This window comes from Enterococcus sp. AZ188 (assembly GCF_050544075.1).
Taxonomy (GTDB): Bacteria; Bacillota; Bacilli; order Lactobacillales; family Enterococcaceae; genus Enterococcus_D; species Enterococcus_D entomosocium.
Window position 1 is genome coordinate 484,150 of sequence record NZ_CP172943.1, and the last position, 23,537, is coordinate 507,686.

Here is a 23,537-nt window from a genome sequence, read left to right on the forward strand (position 1 = left end):
GTATAACAATGACGATTAACATTCAAAACACAAAATCAGGAACAACGATCAGTAAATATATCTACGGTCATTTTGCAGAGCATCTAGGCCGTTGTATCTATGAAGGATTATACGTTGGAGAAGATTCGCCGATCCCAAATAAAAATGGGATGCGGATTGATGTGGTTGAAGCACTGAAAAACATTCAAATCCCTGTGCTACGTTGGCCAGGCGGCTGCTTCGCCGATGAATACCATTGGAAAGACGGGATTGGTCCTAAAGAAAACCGCAAAACGATGGTCAACACTCACTGGGGCGGCGTGACTGAAAACAATCATTTCGGGACCCATGAATTTTTTGAATTGATCAAGCAGCTGGAATGTGACGCGTATGTCAACGGTAATGTCGGCAGCGGAACGGTGCAAGAAATGTCGGAATGGGTGGAATACATTACGATGGATGGCATTTCTCCGATGGCTGATCTTCGCAGAGAAAATGGCCATGAAGATGCGTGGGAAATGAAATTCTTTGGCGTAGGAAACGAAAACTGGGGCTGTGGCGGCAATATGCGGCCAGAGTACTATGCGGATCTGTATCGCCGCTATCAAACCTATGTCCGCCAATACGGTGACAAAAAAATCTACAAAGTTGCTGGCGGAGCGAATGTCGCAGACTATCATTGGACGGAAACGCTGATGAAAAACGCCCATTGGTTGATGGACGGCCTAAGCTTGCACTACTACGTTCATCCGCAGGGCTGGGAAGAAAAAGGTAGCGCCTTGGAATTTGATGAGGCAGAGTGGCAAGTGACCTGTGAAAAAGCAGCCTACATGGATGAATTATTGACCCGCCACAGCGCGATCATGGACCAGTATGACCCAGAACAGCGTGTGGGGATCATTGTTGATGAATGGGGCACTTGGTTCTCAGCAGAACCTGGGACGAATCCAGGCTTCTTATACCAACAAAATACGATTCGTGATGCCATGGTCGCAGCGATCACCTTGAATATTTTCCATAAACATGCCAAGCGAGTGCATATGGCAAATATCGCACAAACCGTCAACGTCCTGCAAGCGATGATTTTGACAGATGGCGAACAAATGGTGAAAACCCCAAGCTATCATGTCTTTGATTTGTACAAAGTCCATCAAGATGCTGAAACCATTGATAGCCATGGAACTAGCAGTGATACCATTACGTATACGATTTCGAAAAAAGAAGATACGATCCATCTATCGGTTTGTAATTTTGCTACCCAAGGCACGGAAGAATTATCCTTCTCCCTGGAAACAGCGATCAATGAAGTGAAAGAAGCTCGTTATATCGTGGGGGACAAAATGAACGCACACAATGATTTTGATCATCCTGAAGATGTGGTGATCCAAGACTTCACCGCTTACGATGTTAAAGAGAACAAAGTCAGCTTGCGGGTGCCAGCAATGAGTGTTCTAACGATCTCATTGACAGTCTGATCCCATGACTTGTAAAGGATGCGAAGTGAAAGATGCTGCTGCAGCAGCACAGGAAGACATTGAATCCTTGATTGCAGAACAACTTTCTTTAGAAAGCGACTTGGCTTCGCCGGAGATCGTCAGTAGGAGAATCGTTGTTTGTGAGACTTGTCCATTGCGATTGAATCATACCTGTACCAAATGCGGCTGCTTTTATCGGTTTCGCGCAAATTTAGCTAAGAAAAACTGTCCTGCAGGAATGTGGGAACAAACAGGACAGCTCGTCAAGTAGCTGTCCTGTTTGTTTCAATTGGTCAGAAGGATCAACAGATAAAACATTTTTTTGATTACGCTTACATAATCGTTGTAGATACGCTATGATTAAACGAAAAACAATGTTAATAAAGTGGAAAGTGAGCGAGTGATTCAATGAAAATAAATCAACCCGCAGCGCTTACTTATTATGAAGCTGCGAATCATGGCACGGAAGATTTCCCATTAGCATATTATCCTAATTTAGTGAGTGTTTGGCGAGAATTCTTTTTTGTGCCACATTGGCATAAAGAAATCGAAATTTTATGTGTCCATCAAGGACAGCTAGAATTAGTCGTTAATGGAGTCTCACGCAAGATTAAGGCAAATACGATCGTACTGATTCCTCCCAATACTTTACACACTGCCTATCGAATCGCACAACAAAGCTGCCGTTTTTCATGTATCGTTTTTTCTGAAAAATTAATTACGAGTCGGCAATCAGATAGAATTCAAAGCCAACAAATCGACCCTTTTTTGATACAAGAATGTGTTACTTCTTATGTGGATTTTCCAGATAAAAGTCAACAAAGTCTCACCTTGTTTCAACTATTTGATCAATGCTTTATGGGGAAATCGTCCTATCGTGAATTACGTCTGAAAGGGATCGTTATCCAACTCTTGTCATATCTATTAGAAGTTGGGACCGACCAGCCAGCAAAAAAATCAAGCGAGCGCCTCCAAGAAAAACGGGAAAAAGTGGTTTTATCTTATATTCATACTAATTATCATGAAATGATCCAATTGCAAGATTTAGCCGATTCTGTTTCCTTAAGTAAAGAGCAATTTACACGATTTTTTAAACAATCATTTCGAACTTCCCCAATGGCTTATCTAAATCATTATCGCTTGATCCGATCGGCAGAATTGTTGCGAGAGACTGATTTGACCATGGTGGCGATCGCTCAAGCTGTCGGTTTTTGTAATAGTAATCATTTTTCTGTGTGCTTCAAAAAGATGTTTGGTGAGACCCCTACACAATATCGGAAAAATGACATGATTACGATAGAACACGCCATAAAATCGAAGGATAGCCCTCTGTAATCCAGCTATACTGAAAAAAAGGAGGGTTCAAAAATGTCGTTTTTTTCAATAGGTGAGAATTACCTCGAATTTCAAAATGGAAATGAAGTCGTGCGCATTATTGCTTGGGGCACGAACAGTTTGCGGGTGGTGAGTGCACCGTCTGGTGAACTAGATTTATCCTGCTGTGCATTATTAACACAAGATTCTAAGGCCGAGGTTGCGATTGAGGGGGATGTAGGATCTATCGGTAATGGAAAAATCCACGCAGTAGTCACCAAAGAGTCAGGCTGGAACAACTATGGCAAGATCACTTTTTACAATCAAAAAGGTGAAGTGATTTTGAAAGAAGCAGCATCTGGCGGTGCGCTCTTGAAAAAGGCGCGGTTTTTCAAGTCGATTATTGGAGGAGATTTTCAACTAAAAGCTACTTTCGAAGCCAATCATGAGGAGAAAATCTATGGTATGGGGCAATATCAACAGGATATTTTTGATCTAAAAGGGTGTAATTTAGAATTAGCGCATCGAAATTCACAAGCTTCGATCCCCTTTTATTTATCAAACAAAGGATACGGCTTTTTTTGGCACAATCCAGCAATCGGTTCGGTCTCTTTTGGTAAAAATACGACCGAATGGCGTGCCGAAAGTACGAAGCAATTGGATTACTGGATCACTGCTGGAGAGACACCAGCTCAAATCGAAGAACAATTTAGCCAAGTGACAGGACGGGCACCTATGATGCCCGAATATGGTCTAGGATTTTGGCAATGTAAACTTCGCTATGCGACACAAGCGGAAGTAGTGGCGATCGCTAGGGAACACAAAGAGCGGAACATTCCCGTTGATGTACTAGTGATCGATTATTATCATTGGCCGCGCTGTGGTGATTTTCGCTTTGATGAAAATTTCTTTCCAGACCCCAAGGCGATGGCAGAAGAAGTACGAGATAAATATGGAATCGAGCTAATGGTATCGATCTGGCCCCAAATCGACACGCGTAGTGAGAATTTTCAAGAGATGAAAGAAAAAGGCTTATTAGTCAAAACGGATCGCGGCATTGATGTGCAGATGTTGTTTCATGGGAATAACATTTTTTATGATCCAACAAATCCTAAAGCTCGAAACTATGTCTGGGAGAAAGTATCAAAAAATTATGTCAATAACGGCATTCGCTTGTTTTGGTTGGATGAGGCTGAACCAGAATTTGGTACGTATGACTATGATTCCTATCGTTATTATGTAGGGAGTGTGCTGCAAAAAGGCAATATTTACCCCCGTGAGTATGTTCGTGGTTTTGATGAGGGAGAAGCCTCCTCACAAAAAGAACATTCAATCAAATTGGTTCGTTGTGCTTGGGCGGGCAGCCAACGATATGGGGCATTGGTTTGGTCCGGCGATATTCATTCGACTTACCAAGACTTTCGCAACCAAATCGTTGCTGGCATGCAAATGGGGTTGGCAGGCATCCCGTGGTGGACAAGTGACATCGGCGGATTTCATGGTGGTTCTGTGACAAGTCTAGATTTTCAAGATTTATTGATCCGCTGGTTTCAATATGGGACTTTTTGTCCAGTCATGCGATTGCATGGTTCACGTACTCCCCATAAAAAAATCTTCAAGGCAGATGGTGAAGAAACAGAGCAAACCGGAGCAGCTAACGAAATATGGACGTTTGGGGAAAAGAACTATGAGATTATGAAAAAATTTATTGGAATTCGTGAATTGATGCGGGACTACTCGCGTGAATTGATGCGCGCAGCTCATGAAAAAGGAACGCCAGTCATTCGCCCAACTTTTTATGAATTTTCAGAGGATCACCAGGCATGGGAACTGACAACACAGTATCTCTATGGTTCTGATATTCTAGTAGCGCCCATCGTTGTAGCGCATGCTACTGAGCGTGAGGTATATTTGCCAACAGGAGCAAAATGGACCGATGCTCGAGATGGAACTATCTATGAAGGTGGACAATGGATTGTCGCACAGGCACAAATTGATTCCTTACCAATCTTTTTACGAGAGGGAAAACAGAGTTACTTGATTCATGAAGTGTAACTGGAAATGGTTACGGTGAGTTGTTTGTAAGACTAGTAGGTACCTTGTTGAGAGGGTAAGAACCATATGAATAGAAAAGCAACACAATGTGCTCGGCACATTGTGTTGCTTTCATTGAGAGGACTATTGTAATGGGCTTTTGAGTAACAAGACACCATGAGTAGGAACCTCAGCATCGGCAATTGTTTGTTCTTTTTGTTGCCATAACTCAGTGCCGCTTTTAATTGGTAGTAAAGCAGCGATCGATTTTGGGATGGTTTGCGTTTGATCAGAAACATTGAAAATGGCATAGTAGACGGCTGTGTCGCTCAACGCCTCCCAAATGATCCACTCTTGATCACGATAGAACTCTTTTTTCGTATGGATTCTTCGATACATTTCTAAGACTTCAGTATTCGTCAATAAACGTAACGTAAAGGGATCGATGTCTGGTAAAGTACCACCGAACATCAATGGAGATTGGAAGATCGTCCATAAACTCATCAATAAGTATTGCTCGTCTTCCGTAAAACGTGTCCAGCTATCACCACCGCCACCATCAACTGCCCGAATGCCGATATGACCCAACGGCAGCATATCACAGTCAGGCCAGTTACCTGGACGGACGAAAGGTGCCCACTCTGCTGCTCGGTCAAACATGGCGTAAAGGGCGTCCCAATGATCCCAAAAGTCATCCGTCAAGCGCCACATATTGGCATGATTTTGAAAGAAACTACCATTTTTGAGGGCAGCTGGTCCGGGAGACAAAGAAAGGACGATCTCTCGACCCGATCGATCGATCGCACGGCGAATCGCTTTGATTTCTGCTTTATGGGCATCACCGTAAATTTTCGAATCGCCGATATCATCCACCTTTATAAAGTCAACACCCCAAGAAGCATATAATTCGAGCAAAGAATCATAATAAAGCTGTCCTTCAGGCAATGAAACATCGACCCCATACATATCGGAATTCCAAGGGCAGATTGAATTCATAGCAATGTCCCGTGCCCGTTTATCTGTTCCTTTGATCGGCGTATTTTGATGAACTGCTTGTCGTGGAATGCCGCGCATGATATGGATACCAAACTTCAGCCCTTTTTGATGCAGATAGTCACCAAGTTTTTTGAAACCAGCGCCATCTTTTGCTGAAGGGAAACGGTTCTCAGCAGGAATCAAGCGAGAATAGTCGTCCATACACAACGGATAAAAATCATTGTACCTTGTAGACTTTGCTTCTGGTTCGCTCCATTGAATATCCACGACGACGTACTCCCAACCATAAGCTTTCAAATGCTCTGCCATAAAATCTGCATGGGCGATCACTTCTGCTTCGGTTACAGAAGCGCCATAGCAGTCCCAAGAATTCCATCCCATTGGGGGTGTTTGTGCAAAATGTAAAAAAGACATTGATTTCCTCCTAGTACGTTTTTCTTATAGTATAGTAAGCAATAAAAAAGAGAGGGAAAGTTTTGTCTACTAGAAATAAAAAAGAAAGAAATCGTCAACGAATGAAAAAGGAGTTGATCAATGGTGTTTCCACAAGAAACAAACTATGCGAAGATTACAGCATACTATAGTGTTGCCCTTGAGCGTTTTTCCATGGATCCACATCAACACCCAGCGTGTGAGATCATGTTTGTGACCAAAGGGAAGTGTAAGATAAAGGTGCAAGATCAAGTAATTGTTCTGGAAAGAAATGATTTCGTTTTCATAAACGCGTTTGTGGAACACGCCTTACTCGTTGAAGGAGATTCCTGCACCTTACTGAATATTGAATTTCTTCTGAGTGAGACACCGTCCGGCCTTTGTGTTCGTGATGTTTTTGCATACATCAAAGGAAATGTACAATTGAATGAGCCTTACGCGAAAAGTCGCGATGTCCGCCAATTTGGACAAGCGATCAAGTCATTGCTGCAGCTGCTAATGATCGATGATACTCAAGAGCAACCGTCTGCTGAACGGCAATTTACGATCGAGCTCTTGTTTAAGCGGATGTTGATGGAATTAGCCTTTTCATTACGTACGAAAGAAACCAAACGGGGCAATTGCTATGTGAACGCTGCGGTCAACTATATTCAACAGCATTTTGATGAAGATATTCAAGTCTCCCAAATCGCAGCGGCTGTGGGGATTACGAAAGCCTACTTGCATAAACTCTTTCATGAGCAACTGGGAGTGACGGTCAACCATTTTCTCACCAGTGAGCGTCTGAAGCAGGCAGCATTTTTACTAAGCAATAGTCAGCTGCCAATCGTCGAAATTGCCGCTCAAGCAGGATTCAACAGTAGGCAGCACTTTACCAATACCTTTAAACAGAAAAAAGGCATGAGTCCTAAAGTTTATCGTCAAATCTACACCCATCAAATCAAAGAAGAAGCAGGACAACATATATTAGGGGAACATACAGCTTTTTTAAGAATGAAGTAAAGACAGATAGTTAGAAAGTGTGAAGCGATTGAAGATAAAAATGAAACTTATGGTAACGATCATTATTGCGAATGTCGTTACTTCGTCACTGATCATTCTCTTTTTTTCTAATACCGCGAATAAGATCATTGATAAAAATATGGAGATCCAAGCGAAAGAGATCGAGGTCTCTATTTTACGTAATATCCATACGATCAGTACGGATCTTAATCATATCAATTATAAATTGATTATGGATGGCTACGACACGTTGAAAGAGGCCAGTGAACAACCACGGATTACGAGAGACACCTTTGAGAGCATCAAACTGACCATGGAATTGAAGGAGATCGTGGAACCATTGTATCAATTTCAACCTTATTTGCTGGGAATGGCGATTTATTCCAAAGAAAATCGGTTGATGTCGTTTGGGTTAGTTGATCCAGTTGTTGAAGAAACGTTGATTGGTTACACCAATGAGGCCGCTTATGCAAGAGAAATTGATGATTCGACTGTTTATATCAAAAATGAAATCAAAGTCGGGCAAGTAGTCCTAGGGCACTTGGTGGGATTTCTTCATACAAGCGAGTTTCTTAATGATCAATTAGAAAACCTCCCAGCTGGGACGCAGATCGCCTTGTTAGATCAAAAGCAAACGGTGCTTGCTGAAGTTGGCACCATTGATGAAGACCAAGCCAATTTGTATGAGAAATCATTCTATAGTGAAGAAGTCGAAGCGTGGTTTCATCTCCATCTCCCCAAAAAACCATTTTTGGGACCGTTGACACAGAATTTGCGACTGATGATTTTCCTGTGTATCGTGATCGTCAGCATGAGTATTTTTGTGGCTACGCTGATTATATTAAAACTGTCGAAACGAATCGATCAATTAAACCAAGCAATGGAGCGGGTCAAGAATAAGGACTTATCGACCACTGTTGAGATTCAAGGAAATGACGAATTAAAACAAATGAGTATAGTCTTTAATTCGATGGTTGCCAATATCAATACTTTAATGGAAGAAAATAAAGCCAGAGAAAAAGAGAAAAAAGAAATTGAAATCGACTTTCTACAAGCTCAAATCAACCCCCATTTTCTGTCCAATACGCTAAACTCGATTACCTGGATGGCTGAATTACAACAGGCTAACAATATTGCCCATCTTTCGAAATCACTTGTATCATTGTTGCATGCCACGATGTATAAGGGACAAGACTTGATTCCTTTGTCTGAAGAAGTAGCCCATGTCAAAAGCTATGTGTCCATCCAAAAAGTTGCCTATATTGATAGCTTTGATGTTCATTGGGCGCTTGATCCAGCGATTTTATCTTGCCGTATCCTTCGATTTATTTTGCAACCCATTGTTGAAAATAGCATTTTGCACAATTTTGTTGGAACGAATAGCGAAAAAGGGCAAATAAAAATAAGTGGAGAAAAAAAGGGAGATAAGCTTTGTTTAATGGTTGAAGATAATGGCAATGGACTAACAGAAGAAGCGATAAAACAGATAAACGAGCGAGAAAAAAGCAATGGAAAACACTATTCGAAAATTGGTATCCATAATATCGATAAACGAATCAAGCTCTACTATGGTCCAGACTATGGGATCACATATGAAACAGAGTTAGGGGTTTACACCCGAGTCATTATTGAGCTTCCTATGATTGGAGAAAAAGACGATGAAGAAAATAGCCCTCTTAGATGATGAGTTGATTTCACGCAACAAAATAAGTACTATTTTACAAAATTTCCCTCAATTTGAAATTGTACTCAGTACGGCAAATCCTTACGAGTTGTTAAATTATTTGGAGATTTATTCTGTAGATCTCATTTTTTTAGACATGAATATGCCAATTATGAATGGCTTAGCCTTTTTAGAACAATTGGAACTGATCGATCGCACGACTAAAGTGATCGTGATGAGTGGCTACGCCGACTTTAATTATGCGAGTGGTAGCATGAAATATGGGGTCGTTGACTATCTTTTGAAACATGAATTGAGCGAGGAAGTGATTTCGGAAGCGCTGAAAAAAATCAATTTTTTTACAGACGAGCCAATGGCTGCGCCTGCTTACGAGACACCCTCTCTACGAGACTTTTTTCATGGAAATACAAGCTTCTTGATGCAACAGTATCCGCATTTTGTAACTGAAAAAATGGTAGGACTTGTTATGATACCTATCTCTATCAGCAAAAATGTTTGGGACAAAGAAAAGTATAAACGAAAAGTGAGCGCTGTTTTAGAGCAATTGATTTTAGACACAAAGAATGAAACCATAGAAATGCTCTCTTTCGTGACTGATGATGGGAAGCTTTTTATGCTTTACTCGTTTGCAAAAATCAAATCCTATAAAGCGATCAATGATTACTTGGAAACGATCAAAACCAAGTGCTACCATGCTGCTAAGCGCTTACTAGATGTTGAACTTTTTCTCCTGCGATCCCCAGTAAGCAATCAACTGTCGGAGGTATTAGAACTATTTAAGAGCGATGAACGAATCTCAGATTTACTCTTTTTTTCACGTCCGAATGAGTTGCTGCATTTTTCAAGCCAAGAATGCAGTAAAAACGTCTTTCAACAGCATGAGATCGCTTTGTATCTGAAAAAAATCTATTTTTATACCAAATACATCGAACCAGAAAACATCGAATATTATAGTAAAAAACTGTTTGAGTATATAAGAGAAAAACGGGTCGCACGTTCGCTGGCTTTAGAATTAATTGCACAAATCGATTTTCAAATCAGTTTAGCGATGAGTAATAGCTTTAGACAACCGATGGAAACGATGATTCAAATCAATTATTATCAACAGTTCGATACGTTACTAAGAATCGAAGCAGATTTTTTTGAAGCCATCTCATTAAGTGTAAAAAATTTCCAAAAAGAAGTCTTTAAGCCTGTTGACGAGCCGGTAAAAAAATGTATTCTTTATCTTCATCAACACTTCAAAGAACCGATAAGCTTGCAGACCTGCGCCGAAGCGATTGATTTAAATTATTCCTATTTAAGTAGGGTGTTTAAGCAGCAATGGGGACAGTCTTTTTCAAAATACTTGTCTGAGTTGCGGATCGATTATGCAAAACTATTGTTGAGTACCTCGTCTTGTAGTGTCAATGAAGTAGCAAGACAAAGCGGATTTGCGAACTATAATTATTTTTTCCGTGTTTTTAAAGAACGAGTAGGAGTCTCTCCATATCAGTTTAACCGCAACATTATGGACTATGAATGAGGAGAATCATGTAAAAATGGTTGGCGAGTAAAAAAAAGAGAGTAGAAGTAAAAATTGTTAATAAAAGCGTTTTCATTTTCGGCGTTATACTTAGTGTAACAAGAGTGAAAGGGATGAGAAAATGAAAAAATTAGGTTTGGTGTTTTGTTCCGCAGCATTGATCGGATTGTTCTCTGGATGCGGGGGAGGTTCTTCAAGTGAGGGAGATGGAGAATCGTCAAGCAATCAGTTAAATGTGTTAGTGGTAAAACATGGCTTGACGCAAAAGAACAAAGATATTGAGTGGTTGAACAAACTAGAAGAAGAACTTGAGCTGACCATAAAGTGGGAGGAAGTTTCCGCTGATTGGGATCAGAAAAAAGCCCCAATGTTGGCTTCTGGAGATATTCCCGATTTGATTCTGGGACCAAATGTTGTGACGGATGCGGAATTTGCGAAGTTTCCTGGCTTGTTCACCGATTTATCTGATCACTTAGATGCCCTGCCAAATGTTCAAAAGATGTTTGAAGAAAAACCAGAAACAAAAGCACTTGCTACTCAACTGAATGGAGAGATCTATGGCTTACCAAAATACCAGCGTTTTTGGCCTAAATCTGCTTCTCGTCAATATATCAATCAAACGTGGCTGGACAATCTTGGGTTAGACGTACCTGAAACATGGGATGAACTATTCGAAGTGTTGGTCGCATTCAAAGAAAACGATGCGAATGGAGATGGGGATGCTAGCGATGAAATTCCAATGGATTGGAGTCCAGTTGGAACCGGCGGTTTTGGCTATTTCCAACCAATGCAGCTTTTAGCAAGTACGGGTATCGTTGTTTCAGAAGGAGGAAATACCGGCTACTTTGCTGAAAATGGACAGGTAGGCAACTTCTTTGTTGATGAGCGTTACAAAGAAACAGTGGAATTTTTGAACAAGTGCTGGGAAGCTGGCTTGATTAATCCTAAGGCTTTTTCTCAAGATTATAGTGCCTATCAGTCCACTGGTAGAGGAGAAGGCGAGACGGCAAAAGTCGGTTTTACTTGGGGCTGGGAAGCTTCAGACCGATTTGGTAATCAGTTAGCAGATCAATATACATCAATGGCACCATTGATTCAAAAAGCTGGAGTGGAACCGACATGGAGCTATGAAACCTCGCTTAATTATGGGGTAAACTTTGCCGTTGTTTCCTCTCAAACCAAAAATATGGACGGAGCCTTAAAATTCGTCAATGCGCTATACGATCCAGAAATCGGAATCCAAGCATTGTTTGGGTCATTGGGCACTAACATCGAAAAAGACGGGGACACTTACCGCGTCTTGCCACCTGCAGATGAAAATGTCGATCCAGGGACATGGAAGTGGACAACAACTTGGGCGGACAATAGTCCAATGTATATTTCAGACGCTCTTGATGTCGAACTTGGCGCAGATATGAAAGCGAATGAGGTCCAAGATGAAGTGTTGCATCCTTACGTGGATAAAATCGTTCCTGAAGAACAAGTAGTACCATTCAATCTCTTGAAATTTAGTAATGAGGATGCCACAACACTAGCAAACAACAATACAACGATCCTCAATGAAGCAATGACAAAATTTGCTAAATGGGTGACAAAAGGCGGCATTGAAGATGAGTGGGAGCAATATGTCACAACCTTGCAAAATAGCGGCTTAGATCAAAATATCGAGATCGTTCAAAAAGGATTTGATCAATATTACGGGAATTAAGTGAGTGGTGAGGCTGGTCAGAGTTGAGTAAAGCAATCGCAAGTTCATGCTTGAATAACAAAGACCAGCTATTTACCTAAATCTATCAAAGGAGTGAAGATCATGGACACAGTTCTCGTGAAAAAAAATAATCGGCTACTTTCTCATTTCAGGCGACAATGGCAGCTATGGTTGATGGTTTTACCGGCATTAGCGATCATTTTGGTTTTTAATTACATACCAATGTATGGTATCCAACTAGCATTTCGGGAATTCGACTTTACGAAGGGACTCACTGGTGGCGAATTTGTCGGTTTCAAGTATTTCCAACAATTTTTCGAAAGCCCGATGTTCCAAACCGTGATAGTCAATACGTTGCGGATCAGTGTGACAACGCTGATTTTTGGGTTCATTGCCCCCATTTTATTGGCATTGATCATCAATCAAATCAGAAACCCTAAAAGAAAAAAAGTCATGCAAACTGCGGTTTATTTACCTCACTTCATTTCTACGGTCGTGATGGTAGGGATATTGCAAGTCTTTCTTTCACCAGAAACAGGTGTTTTAGTCAACCTCTTGAACTTGGATTCTTCTGTCAACTTAATGGGGAGCGACAGTACGTTCGTGCCCGTCTATGTCATTTCTGAGGTTTGGCAGCACTGTGGCTGGAACAGCATTATTTACTTAGCGGCACTTTCGAGTATCGATACGCAACTCTATGAATCAGCAGATATCGATGGCGCCAATCGTTTTCAAAAAATCCTCCATGTTGATATACCAGCATTAGTGCCAACGATGGTTATTTTGTTGATTATGAATATGGGTGGGGTTTTAAATGCTGGCTTTGAGAAGATTTTCCTGATGCAAAATAGTTTGAATTTGAGCGTCTCAGAAGTCATTTCTACGTATGTGTATAAAATTGGGATTTTAAACAGTCAATTTAGTTATTCAACAGCGATCGGGCTATTCAATAACATCATTAATTTTCTCTTTTTAGTTTTAGCAAATGGTCTTTCGAAAAAATACACGAACCGTAGTTTATGGTAAAGGGGTGGCTATATGAATCTATCACTAACAAACAAACCTAAATCAGATCTTCTTTTTAACCTAGCAATCATCATACTTTGCTTGAGTATCTTTTTGATTGTCGTCTATCCGCTCTTTTTTGTCGTCATCGCTTCAATTAGTGATTCCAACATGGTTTCTAAAGGATTAGTCACACTCTTTCCTAGGAATATCAGCTTTTTTGGTTTTGAAAAAATTTTACAAGATGCTAGGATCTGGACGGGCTATCGCAATACCTTGATTTATACGTTAGGAGGAACGGCGGTCAATTTAATTTTTACTTTGCCCGCAGCTTTTGCCTTATCAAGAAAGGAATTTAAACCTCGAAAACTTTTGATGTTTCTCTTTACCTTTACGATGTTTTTCAATGGTGGCTTGATCCCTACGTATTTACTTTATCGAGATGTGGGGTTGATCGATAGTATGTGGGTCTTTATTATTCCCTCGGCAGTCAATGTCTATAATTTGATCATTGCAAGAAGCTTTTTTGAGACAAGCATTCCGGATAGTCTCTATGAAGCAGCCGCTCTAGATGGTTGCTCCTATGCAAAATTTTTTGTTACTGTAGCGCTACCGCTATCCAAAGCAGTCATTTCTGTGGTGGGTCTTTACTATTTGGTCCAACATTGGAACGATTTCTTTACAGGACTCGTATTTATTCGCGACTACGAAAAACAACCTTTACAGATCGTTCTGCGAGATATTTTATTATCAAATCAAGCATCTGCAGGTGGTGCGGGCGCTTTGGGTGATGGCTACGGACAACAATATGCAGATCAGATCAAATATGGCGCCATCATTGTTTCGACCTTACCGATTTTGGTGATCTATCCTTTCCTACAGAAATACTTTGATAAAGGAGTCATGATTGGTGCAATGAAAGGGTGAGTACATGAATAAGCTAGTCGATTTACATGTGAGCATTGGGAAAAAAGGCTTACTGTTATTTCTGTTGCATTGCTATTGGCTGCTGTTTACCTTATTCGGCTTAGTTCTTTTCGGACTATTGCCAGCAACCAATGCGGTTTACGAACTTTGCAATGATGAAAAATATCAAGAAGCAAATGCGATAAAATTGTTTCAGTCCTTTGCAAAAAGCTTTCGAAAAAACTTTTGGAGAATGAATCGATTAGGACTCTTTATCCTTCCTTTAGCAGCCCTTTTTTCGATTGACTTGATGCTAATGAGACACTATGTCTTTACCGAAGCCGATACAACCGTTTATTTGTTGATCCAACTTCTGATAGTGATTAGTCTCCTTTTTTTAGCCAATCTCTTTTGGTTTTTTCAACACGAACGAGCTTGGAAACCCATGCTTAAAAAAAGTTTGATTCTAATGCTTGGCAAACCTGGATTGACCGGTCAAATTTTCGTCCTTATGGTCGGGATCAGCTGTTGCTACTACCTACTACCGGGTTTATTCTTCGTATTTGGTGTTACACCGCTGGTTTATTTTCAACTTAATTTGTTTAAACAAAAAGATGCGTATGTCTTTTTACCTGAAAAAAAGCATACGACTGTCTAAGCTCGTACATTTACCATAAAATCTCAAAATAAAAGAACAGGAGAACGAAATGAAAGAATTCGCATTAAACAAGATCCAGCTCACGGACGAGTTTTGGCAAGGATACCAAGAGCTTGTTCGCAAAGAAACGATTCCTTACCAATACCAAGTCCTAAATGATGAAATCGATGTAGATGTTCAAGCAGAACGGGAAGATCCCAATTTGCCAGCTGGGAAAAGCCATGCATTGGCGAATTTTCGCATCGCTGCAGGGCAAATAGAAGGGGAACATTTTGGCTGGTTTTTCCAAGATAGTGATGTCTACAAATGGATCGAGTCGGCTGGGTATAGCTTGTTGAATACTAGCGATCCGCAATTGGAAAAGACAGTAGATGAAGTGATTGACTTAGTTGCTGCTGCGCAAGAAGCGGACGGCTACTTAAATACCTTCTTTCAATTGACCCGACCGAAGTTAAAATACCGTCAGCTGTATTTCAGTCATGAACTTTATTGTGCCGGGCATCTAGTCGAAGCGGCTATCGCTTATGATCAAGCAACAGGCAAGGATAAATTACTGACCGTGGCAGAGAAAAATATCGCCAATATTTGCACGTATTTTGGGCGGGAGTCTGGAAAAATTCAAGGTGCTGATGGCCATCAAGAGATCGAATTGGCGCTGGTGCGTTTGTATGAATACACTGGTAAACAAACCTATTTGACATTAGCTGATTTTTTTCTTGAAGTACGTGGGGAAGATCCTGCCTTTTACGAAAAAGAAATTTTGAAAAACCAAGCGGATGGCTTATCAGATGAAACGCCAAGGGTAGACCTCACCTATTTACAAGCCTACGATCAACCTAAAAAGCAGCATGAAGCCAAAGGTCATGCGGTACGAATGCTGTATATGGCAAGCGGGATGGCAAAAGTCGCCCAGCATACCCAAGATCAAGAATTGATCGATGCTTGCGAAGCGATCTGGGAAGACATCGCCTGTAAGAAAATGTATGTGACCGGTGGCGTCGGCTCAACCGTTCACGGGGAAGCCTTTGTCGGTCCCTATGATTTGCCAAATGATACGATGTATTGTGAAACCTGTGCAGCCATTGCATTGGTCCAATTTTCTTTTGAGCTATTCAAACTAACCAATGAACCAAAATATTTAGCGACGATGGAACGAGCGTTGTATAATAGCGTCCTTTCTGGTGCGGCAATTGACGGCAAACACTTTTTCTACGTGAATCCTTTGGAGGTCAATCCCCAACGAGATCAAGAAAATCCTGGCAAAGGTCACGTCAAAGCCCAACGACCCGATTGGCTCGGTTGTGCGTGTTGTCCGCCCAATTTTGCACGGATGGTCGCTTCGCTGCAGCGCTTGGTTTACACTTGCGATCAAGAGAAGCTTTACGTGAATTTATTTGTAGCAAGCCGTTTAGAAGAACCTGACCAATTTACGTTTGAACAAACGGGCGGGTTTCCTTTTACAGAGGACCTCACGATTCGCTATCAAGGCATTCCAAAGACGCTCATCATCCACAAACCTAACGGACTAAGTAAGTTTCAAATCGATAGTGAACACGAATGGCAGGAGACGAACGAGGCAATCATCTTTGAGGCAGTCGAAAACGTGACGGTCAATATCCGTTTTGAACAACCATTGCAAATCTTGCGTGCGAATCCTCAAGTTATTCAAGACATCAATCAAGTCGCATTGCAACGTGGCCCCTTCGTGTATTGCATAGAAGAAGCCGACAATGGTCAAGCACTCTGGCGTTGCCGCATCGACCCACAGGCGCTGGAGGCGACCTTTGCGAAAGAGGATACGTTGTTGCCAACTACTTTACGTTTGGCGATCAAAGGCTACCAAAGCGAAGAATGGTCGGGAACAACCCTTTACGAAGAACGAGCGGAAACGGTCATACCTCGTACGTGGCAACTGATCCCATACCATTTATGGGGCAATCGGGGCATAGGCGAAATGCGCGTTTGGCTGCCGCTCGTTGGAAAGGAGTAAGAAGTAAGCAGGGCCAAAGAGCTTCCCAAAAAGGAGGCTCTTTTTTTTCTAAACTCAACCTTCTTGGATTTGTTGCATGATTTCTTTAATTTGTTCCTATATTCCTACCTTTGAAAGCGTTATCGTTTTAGTGTAGGAATGTTGGCGGGTTTATGTAAAACAAGGAGGAAGAAGTGTGACAAGGAAAATCAGTAAAGTTGGCGCATCTTTGTTGGTGTTGGCAGCGGCAATCGGCGGCTGCACCCAAAGTGAGGCGAAGACAACTGGAAAAGTCGTTTACCAGGAAACAGCCAAAAGTACGTTGGAAAAAGCGATGGACAATCAGCCGGAGTCGTCTTATTGGTTCCCAGAGGATTTGTTGGCATGGTCTTTTGAAAAAGATCCAGATGCGAAATACAATACCAGCGTTGTTCCATTAGCGCAGCGGGCAGCTAAAGAGACGTTGCCGAAGATGAATGACACGCAAACGGCAGAAACCAAAGTCGTGGCGCTTTCGATCATGAATAGCAGTACGAGCGGCAATGCACCACGTGGGATCAATACCTTTGATGCCAATGTCTTTTCTTATTGGCAATACATTGATCAATTGGTTTATTGGGGCGGCTCTTCTGGCGAAGGGATCATCGTACCACCAAGTCCTGATGTGACAGATGCTGCTCATAGGAATGGCGTGCCGGTTTTAGGAACGATCTTCTTTCCGCAAACTGCCCATGGTGGGAAGCTGGAATGGCTAGATACGTTTTTAGCTAAGGATGAGGACGGCAATTTTCCGATCGTAGAAAAAATGATCGAAGTTGCCAATACGTATGGCTTTGATGGCTGGTTCATCAACCAAGAAACCGATACGGCGGTCACTAGTTTTGATGATGCAGCGGAAGGTGTTGAACAATCGGGGACTGATGGTAAAGGACTAAATGAAAGCCACGCCAAAGCGATGCAAGAACTGATCGCCCAATTCAAAGAACAAACCGACGAGCATTTAGAGATCATGTGGTATGATTCCATGACGAGTGATGGGAAAATGGATTGGCAAAACGCTTTGACGGATAAGAACAAAGCCTATTTAGTGGATGCAGAGATGAACCCATTGGCAGATAGTATGTTCTTGAATTTCTGGTGGACCACTGACAAACTGGCGGACAAAGAGCTGTTGAAGGCCTCCAATGAAAAAGCCCGTGAAATCGGTGTCGATCCTTACGATCTTTTTGCTGGGATCGATGTGCAAGAAAATGGCTATTCAACGCCTGTGCGCTGGGATCTGTTTACGGATGAAAAAGGCGTTCCTTATACCTCATTGGGCCTGTATGTACCTAGCTGGACCTATTCTTCTGCTAGTACGCCGGATGATTTCCAAAGCAAAGAGAATGCTTTTTGGGTCAATAACACGGGTGATCCTCGGGAAAGCCAGCTGCCAGAAGCGACAGAGTGGCCTGGGATCTCCACCTATGCCCTAGAACAGACCGCTATCACAGAGCTGCCTTTTGTGACGAATTTTAGTCTGGGGAATGGCTACAACTATTTTATCGAGGGAGAAAAAGTGTCCAGCCGCAATTGGAACAACCGAAGCTTGCAAGCTGTTTTGCCGACCTATCGTTGGGTCTTTGACCATGGAAAAGACAATGATTTGGCTGTATCAATCAATTATGCGGATGCCTATAATGGCGGAAATGCACTGAAACTACGTGGACAGATGACAAAAGGCAGTACCAGTCACATGGCATTGTATCAGACAGCATTTCCTGTGACGAAAAAGACGAAGCTGACGACGACTGTCAAAGCAACGGTACCGACAACTCTTGATTTGGTCGTGACCTTAGCCGATGGTTCGACACAAACAATCAAAGGAGACAAAGAGGTCGTAGCAGACTGGACGACGATTACTTACTCATTGAAAGACATCAAAGGGGAAGTGACAGCGATCGGTTATGACATAACCACTGAAGAGACCAGTGATGTCTATGAGTTGAATCTAGGGCAATTAACGATCGGAGATCAGAAAGCGGAGAAATTCGCTGCCGAAGCATTGACGGTTGAGGATGTGCTCTTTGATGAGGAAGAGGGCAACTATGCGGGTGTCCGTTTAATGTGGGAAGCTGCCAAGGACAAGACAGCTGCGGTTTATGAGATCTACCAATTGAACGATGACGGCTCACGCTCTTTCTTAGCAGCTACGCCAGCAACCAACCACTATTTGAATGCCGTTGAACGTCCAAAAGGGACGAAAACCAAGTTCGCGGTGGTGGCAGTGGATCGCTATGGCAATCGTGGCAAGCTATCAGATACGGTGGAGATCACTTGGCCGAACAATCAGCTGCCAAAAGCGGCCTTTACAGCCTCTAAAACCTTGGCGGCACCGGGTGAAACGATCACCTTCACGAATACCTCATCTGCGAATGCTGAAGCATTCGAATGGACGTTTGAAGGCGGCGATATCACGAGCAGTACAGAAGAAAATCCCCAAGTGACCTATTCGGAACCAGGTACCTACAAAGTCACGCTTGTTGCCAAAAATGAAGCAGGAGAGACCCCTCTGGAAATGGCGGGATTGATCACGATTTCTGCTGATGCGCCGAAAGAGTTGCTGCTGCTTTCAAAAGATGCCGAAGCAACTGCTTCATCGTTTGTCAATGATGCCGAAGCACCGGCTTTTGCCCTCGATGGTGATTTGAGTACGAAGTGGTGTGCGACAGGCAATGCGCCTCATGAGTTGATGATCGATCTCGGTCGGCCACAAACGGTCAGTGAAGTACGCCTCGCTCATGCGGAGGCTGGTGGAGAAGGTCCAGACATGAATACGCGGGCGTATACGGTGCTCGTCAGTGAAGATGGCAAAGACTATGAGCCAGTTTCACGAACGTTGAAAAATGAAGCCGGCAATAGCACCAATACGTTTGCCGTCCAGAAGGTGCAATATGTAAAAATCAGTATCGATAAACCAACACAAGGAGCAGATTCGGCAGCCCGAATCTATGAAGTCGAAGTATACGGAATGGATAAATAGCGAAAAAGAGCAGGGCGTTAAACCTAAGAAGGGAAGCGTCTGAAGCATGCTTTTCTGAAAAATGACCAAACCCAAAAAGCCGTTGCGACCAATAAATGGTCACAACGGCTTTTGCTTTTTGCAAATAAGTTTAGCGTGACGTACGGCTGGCTGGATCTAAGCGGCGTTCAATAAAGCTCAATCCAAGATCCGTAATGATCGCCATCAAGGCAGTTGGTAAAGCACCGGCTAAGATGATCGATGCACCATCCGTCGCATTGGTTCCACGGATGATGATGTCCCCCAGTCCACCAGCACCAACGAAAGCCCCAATAGCGGTGATACCGATCGCCACGACTAAGGCGTTTCGAATCCCTGCCATGATCACCGAAACAGACAATGGCAATTCGATCATATACAATCGTTGCCAGCTAGTCATCCCCATCCCTTTGCCGACATCTAACGTATTGCGGTCGACTTGGCGCATGCCGGTATAGGTATTTTTGATGATCGGTAACAAAGAATAAAGGAAAATCGTTAAAATCACGACATTCACACCTAAGCCCATGCCGATCATTAAAATCGAGATCATCGCTAAAGATGGAATCGTCTGGATGATATTGGCGAAACGAATCACCCAATCTGCCAAACGCATTTTTTTAGAAATCAAGATCCCGATTGGAATGCCGACGATCGAGGCAAAAAGTACCCCGTAGATTGAAATCAAGAAGTGACGAATGAACTGGGCAAAAACATAGCCGCCATTTTCTTGAAAATAGAAAAGAAATTGTTGGAATAAATTCATGTCTGCCATTTCGTCACTCTCCTTCGAAGTAATTATTTTCTTCTAAGAAACGTTCGGCAACTACCGTTGGTTCTAGAAGGTCATTATCCACTTGGTAATTCAATTCTTGCATTTTTTCGGTATCGATTTTGCCTGCTAATTTGTTCAGGGCATCGCCGATTTCAGGTGTTTCTTTCAATAATTTGTCATCGACGATCGGTGCGGCATCATAAGGCGGGAAGAAGTTTAGATCATCTTCCAGCATCACGAGATCGTAACTGCCGATCCGGCCGTCGGTTGAGTATCCTAAAACGATATCCATTTTTCCGTTATCAACAGCATCATAGACGAGACCGATCTGCATCGGTAGGATATTTTGGAAAGAGAATCCATAGGCTTCCTGGAAGCCATCGTACCCATCGCCGACCCGTGTGATCCACGCGGTATCGACCCCTGCGACCAATTGATCTGCGACATCTTTCAAGTCACTGACTTTTTCCAATCCGTATTTTTCAGCAGTGTCTTTCCTGACAAGAAAGACATATGTGTTATCAAAGCCGTAAGATGGGAACCAAGTCTGTTGGTATCGTTTCTCAAATTCTGATTTGACTTTGTCAAAGGCGGCTTGCGGATCAGATTCTGGTTCCAACCCTAACGTAGTGGTCAAGTCAGTTCCTGTGTAGCGGGCAGCTGAGATCGACGCATCGCCATTCATCATCGCTTGGTGATTGATGGTCGTTGTTGCTAAGTTGTTAATGACGGTTGTGTTTTTATCCGTATAGTGTTCGACCATACCGGCAACCACCGCGCCAAGAATTTGGGCTTCGGAAGTGATCCCACCTGTGATCGCCACGGTATTCTCATCAGAAGTCGATGCTAAACCGGGAAAGGAACAGCCGGACAGTAAAGCGACACTTAAGGAAAACAACAGCGCTAATTTTGAAGTTTTTTTCATTACGCATCCCCCCTTAAGGCAGCTGGTGTCAGTTTGTTTTCTAACAAACCCAGTAACCAGTCAGCTAATAAAGCAAAGATCGTCACTGGAATCGTTCCAGCAAAAATCAAAGGCGGTTGGTAATTGTTTAGTCCGCTAAAGATCAAATCACCAAGTCCACCGGCACCAATGTAAGAAGCCAAGGTAGCCCAGGCTAAAACATACACGGCCGATAAGCGGATCCCTGCCATGATCGTTGGGATCGCTAGGGGTAATTCCACACTGATGATCGACTGCAAGTTGGTCATCCCCATCCCTTTGGCAACATCGCGGTAATTCCAATCGACTTTTTTCATTCCAATGTAGGTATTTCGCAAAATCGGCAATAAGGAATAAATGAAAAGAGCGACGATAGCAGGGACTTTTCCGACACCTAAAATCGGGATCATCAATGCCAATAGGGCCAAAGAAGGCACGGTTTGCAACGCACTGGTGATGCCGATCACGATCGTTGCTGCTTTGGGGAAACGGGTCAAGATCACACCGATCGGTACGGCAACAAGAATCCCTAAGAGCAAAGCCGCAAAGGAAATATACAAATGTTCAAGACTTTTGGTGACCAATTGGCCGCCATATTCATTAAAGAAGCTTTGCATGCGCTAGACCTCCTCAGTTTCTTCAGGTTTCGCCGACTCAATGGCTTCCATGATCGATGGCTCATCGCCCCAAATCACGTCATAAACGATATCAACTAAGGAAGCACGGGTCAAAATCCCAACTAAATGTTTGTCGGCATCTACTACTGGGACATATTTTAAGCCGCGTTTTAAGATGCGTTGCAAGGTATCCCGCAACAAGGCGGTTTCGCGAACGAAAAAGACATCTTTGTTCAAGATATCGCCGACACTAGTAACTTTGCCACGGTTGCGGTCGATGGATTCGACATCGATGTAGCCTTTTAGCACGTTGCTATTGTCGGTAACAAGCAAGGTATCGACCCGTTTTTCCCGCATCAAGTGAATCGCTTCTTGTAAGGATTTTTCTGGTGTGATAGCGATCGGGGTATTTAACATTACGTCTTTGACTGGCGTCGTGTCAGGTTTTGCTTGTAACAAGCGGTCTTCACCGATCAACTCTTCCACAAACGGTGTTGCTGGGTGTTGCAGAATATTTTCTGGTGTATCAAATTGAATGACTTTTCCTTCACTCATGATCACGATACGGCTAGCAAGCTTCAATGCTTCGTCCATATCATGGGTAACGAAGACGACGGTTTTTCCAAGCCGTTCTTGCAAGTCTTTAACCAAATCTTGTAAGGAGTCACGAGTGATTGGGTCTAGTGCGCCAAAAGGCTCATCCATTAAAATGACATCTTGGTCAGCTGCCAAGGCACGGACAACACCGATCCGTTGCTGTTGCCCCCCAGACAATTCGTTGGGGTAACGGTCGAGCATTTCTCGCGGCAATTCCACCAAGTCGATCATGCGCTCGGCAGTTTTATTGCGTTCTTCTTGGCTGACTTTTAACAATTTTTGAACCAATGTGATGTTTTCCCGAATCGTCATGTGGGGCATCAAACCGATGCTTTGGATCACATAGCCGATTTGACGGCGTAATTCCACTGGGTTGATCTCTGTAACGCTTTTTCCATTGATCAAGATTTTTCCTTTAGAAGGATCCGTCATACGGTTGATCATCCGCATACAAGTCGTCTTTCCGCTACCACTTGTCCCGATGAAGCAAATGAATTCGCCTTTTTCAAAGGAAAGATTCACATCTTCAACAGCGACTTTACCACCTTTGTAAATTTTGGATACCTGCTGAAACTCAATCATGATGTCACCTCTATTTTTATTTAAGCAATCTGAATAATGGCTTATAATCTGTACTAAGTATGCCGAAAAGTCACGTGTTATTCAAATAATCTGCCCATTTTTTTCATAATTGTATAGACAAAACTGAAAATAGCGCCATAAGCAAGTCCAAATTAAGGAGCGATGCATAGAGAAAAGAAGCAGCGGAAATATGTCGTTATTTTTCATTGGGAAAAAGGAGACTTTTTTGCTGAAGGCCTTAGCAGCAGTCTTTTTATTTTTTTCTAAGAAAGGGCAGAATTAAAAGCTGTTTTTTC

18 protein-coding genes are annotated in these 23,537 nt (G+C 42.6%); 13 read left to right on the forward strand and 5 right to left on the reverse strand.

Annotated features, from left to right (window positions below; all coding sequences use genetic code 11):
• Positions 1-8: 8 nt before the first annotated feature.
• The 4 genes from IGI86_RS02285 to IGI86_RS02300 all read left to right on the forward strand — a co-directional run bounded on the left by IGI86_RS02285 (position 9) and on the right by IGI86_RS02300 (position 4,823).
• Complete coding sequence (locus IGI86_RS02285; protein WP_430617704.1) at positions 9-1,454, forward strand: alpha-N-arabinofuranosidase; 1,446 nt, start codon at positions 9-11, stop codon at positions 1,452-1,454.
• Positions 1,455-1,458: 4 nt separating this feature from the next.
• Positions 1,459-1,725, forward strand: a complete 267-nt coding sequence (locus IGI86_RS02290) for a DUF6171 family protein (RefSeq protein ID WP_005232191.1) — start codon at positions 1,459-1,461, stop codon at positions 1,723-1,725.
• A gap of 137 nt (positions 1,726-1,862) precedes the next feature.
• The gene (locus tag IGI86_RS02295) at positions 1,863-2,789 is read left to right on the forward strand and encodes a helix-turn-helix domain-containing protein (RefSeq protein WP_430617705.1); all 927 of its coding nucleotides are present in this window, start codon (positions 1,863-1,865) and stop codon (positions 2,787-2,789) included.
• 33 nt (positions 2,790-2,822) lie between these two features.
• Positions 2,823-4,823, forward strand: coding sequence for a glycoside hydrolase family 31 protein (locus IGI86_RS02300; protein WP_430617706.1), 2,001 nt, complete (start codon positions 2,823-2,825; stop codon positions 4,821-4,823).
• 123 nt (positions 4,824-4,946) lie between these two features.
• On the opposite strand, the gene IGI86_RS02305 is transcribed toward IGI86_RS02300, so the two are convergent.
• Entirely contained in the window at positions 4,947-6,212 is a 1,266-nt protein-coding gene (locus IGI86_RS02305) for a glycoside hydrolase family 27 protein (RefSeq protein WP_005227309.1), read from the reverse strand.
• Positions 6,213-6,332: 120 nt separating this feature from the next.
• Here IGI86_RS02305 and IGI86_RS02310 point away from each other — a divergent pair, with 120 nt between their 5' ends.
• The 9 genes from IGI86_RS02310 to IGI86_RS02350 all read left to right on the forward strand — a co-directional run bounded on the left by IGI86_RS02310 (position 6,333) and on the right by IGI86_RS02350 (position 19,709).
• Entirely contained in the window at positions 6,333-7,232 is a 900-nt protein-coding gene (locus IGI86_RS02310) for a helix-turn-helix domain-containing protein (RefSeq protein ID WP_060792630.1), read from the forward strand.
• Between the two features lie 40 nt (positions 7,233-7,272).
• Positions 7,273-8,916, forward strand: a complete 1,644-nt coding sequence (locus tag IGI86_RS02315; RefSeq protein WP_086294500.1) for a sensor histidine kinase — start codon at positions 7,273-7,275, stop codon at positions 8,914-8,916.
• Positions 8,891-10,441 (forward strand): response regulator transcription factor, encoded by a 1,551-nt coding sequence (locus IGI86_RS02320; RefSeq protein WP_430617707.1) that lies wholly within the window; start codon positions 8,891-8,893, stop codon positions 10,439-10,441. The genes IGI86_RS02315 and IGI86_RS02320 overlap by 26 nt, the downstream gene beginning before the upstream one ends.
• Positions 10,442-10,562: 121 nt before the next feature.
• A complete protein-coding gene (locus IGI86_RS02325; RefSeq protein ID WP_430617708.1) occupies positions 10,563-12,149 on the forward strand; it encodes an extracellular solute-binding protein in 1,587 nt (528 codons plus the stop codon).
• A 102-nt stretch (positions 12,150-12,251) separates the two neighbouring features.
• A complete protein-coding gene (locus IGI86_RS02330) occupies positions 12,252-13,175 on the forward strand; it encodes an ABC transporter permease (RefSeq protein ID WP_060792628.1) in 924 nt (307 codons plus the stop codon).
• 12 nt (positions 13,176-13,187) lie between these two features.
• Positions 13,188-14,081 (forward strand): carbohydrate ABC transporter permease, encoded by an 894-nt coding sequence (locus tag IGI86_RS02335; protein WP_016609627.1) that lies wholly within the window; start codon positions 13,188-13,190, stop codon positions 14,079-14,081.
• Between the two features lie 4 nt (positions 14,082-14,085).
• A complete protein-coding gene (locus IGI86_RS02340) occupies positions 14,086-14,718 on the forward strand; it encodes a DUF624 domain-containing protein (RefSeq protein WP_060792627.1) in 633 nt (210 codons plus the stop codon).
• A 49-nt stretch (positions 14,719-14,767) separates the two neighbouring features.
• Positions 14,768-16,708: a glycoside hydrolase family 127 protein gene (locus IGI86_RS02345; RefSeq protein WP_429966962.1), complete on the forward strand. Its 1,941-nt coding sequence runs from the start codon at positions 14,768-14,770 to the stop codon at positions 16,706-16,708.
• Positions 16,709-16,883: 175 nt separating this feature from the next.
• Complete coding sequence (locus IGI86_RS02350; protein ID WP_430617709.1) at positions 16,884-19,709, forward strand: endo-beta-N-acetylglucosaminidase; 2,826 nt, start codon at positions 16,884-16,886, stop codon at positions 19,707-19,709.
• Between the two features lie 130 nt (positions 19,710-19,839).
• Here IGI86_RS02350 and IGI86_RS02355 read toward each other — a convergent pair whose 3' ends face one another.
• Genes IGI86_RS02355 through IGI86_RS02370 form a run of 4 tightly spaced genes read right to left on the reverse strand, consistent with a single transcriptional unit; the run spans position 19,840 to position 23,241 of the window.
• Positions 19,840-20,502, reverse strand: coding sequence for an ABC transporter permease (locus IGI86_RS02355; RefSeq protein WP_005227316.1), 663 nt, complete (start codon positions 20,500-20,502; stop codon positions 19,840-19,842).
• Positions 20,503-20,506: 4 nt separating this feature from the next.
• Entirely contained in the window at positions 20,507-21,427 is a 921-nt protein-coding gene (locus IGI86_RS02360) for an osmoprotectant ABC transporter substrate-binding protein (protein WP_008376082.1), read from the reverse strand.
• Entirely contained in the window at positions 21,427-22,062 is a 636-nt protein-coding gene (locus IGI86_RS02365) for an ABC transporter permease (protein WP_005227319.1), read from the reverse strand. Before IGI86_RS02365 ends, IGI86_RS02360 begins: the two co-directional genes overlap by 1 nt.
• A 3-nt stretch (positions 22,063-22,065) precedes the next feature.
• The gene (locus IGI86_RS02370) at positions 22,066-23,241 is read right to left on the reverse strand and encodes a betaine/proline/choline family ABC transporter ATP-binding protein (protein WP_005227327.1); all 1,176 of its coding nucleotides are present in this window, start codon (positions 23,239-23,241) and stop codon (positions 22,066-22,068) included.
• Between the last annotated feature and the right edge of the window lie 296 nt (positions 23,242-23,537).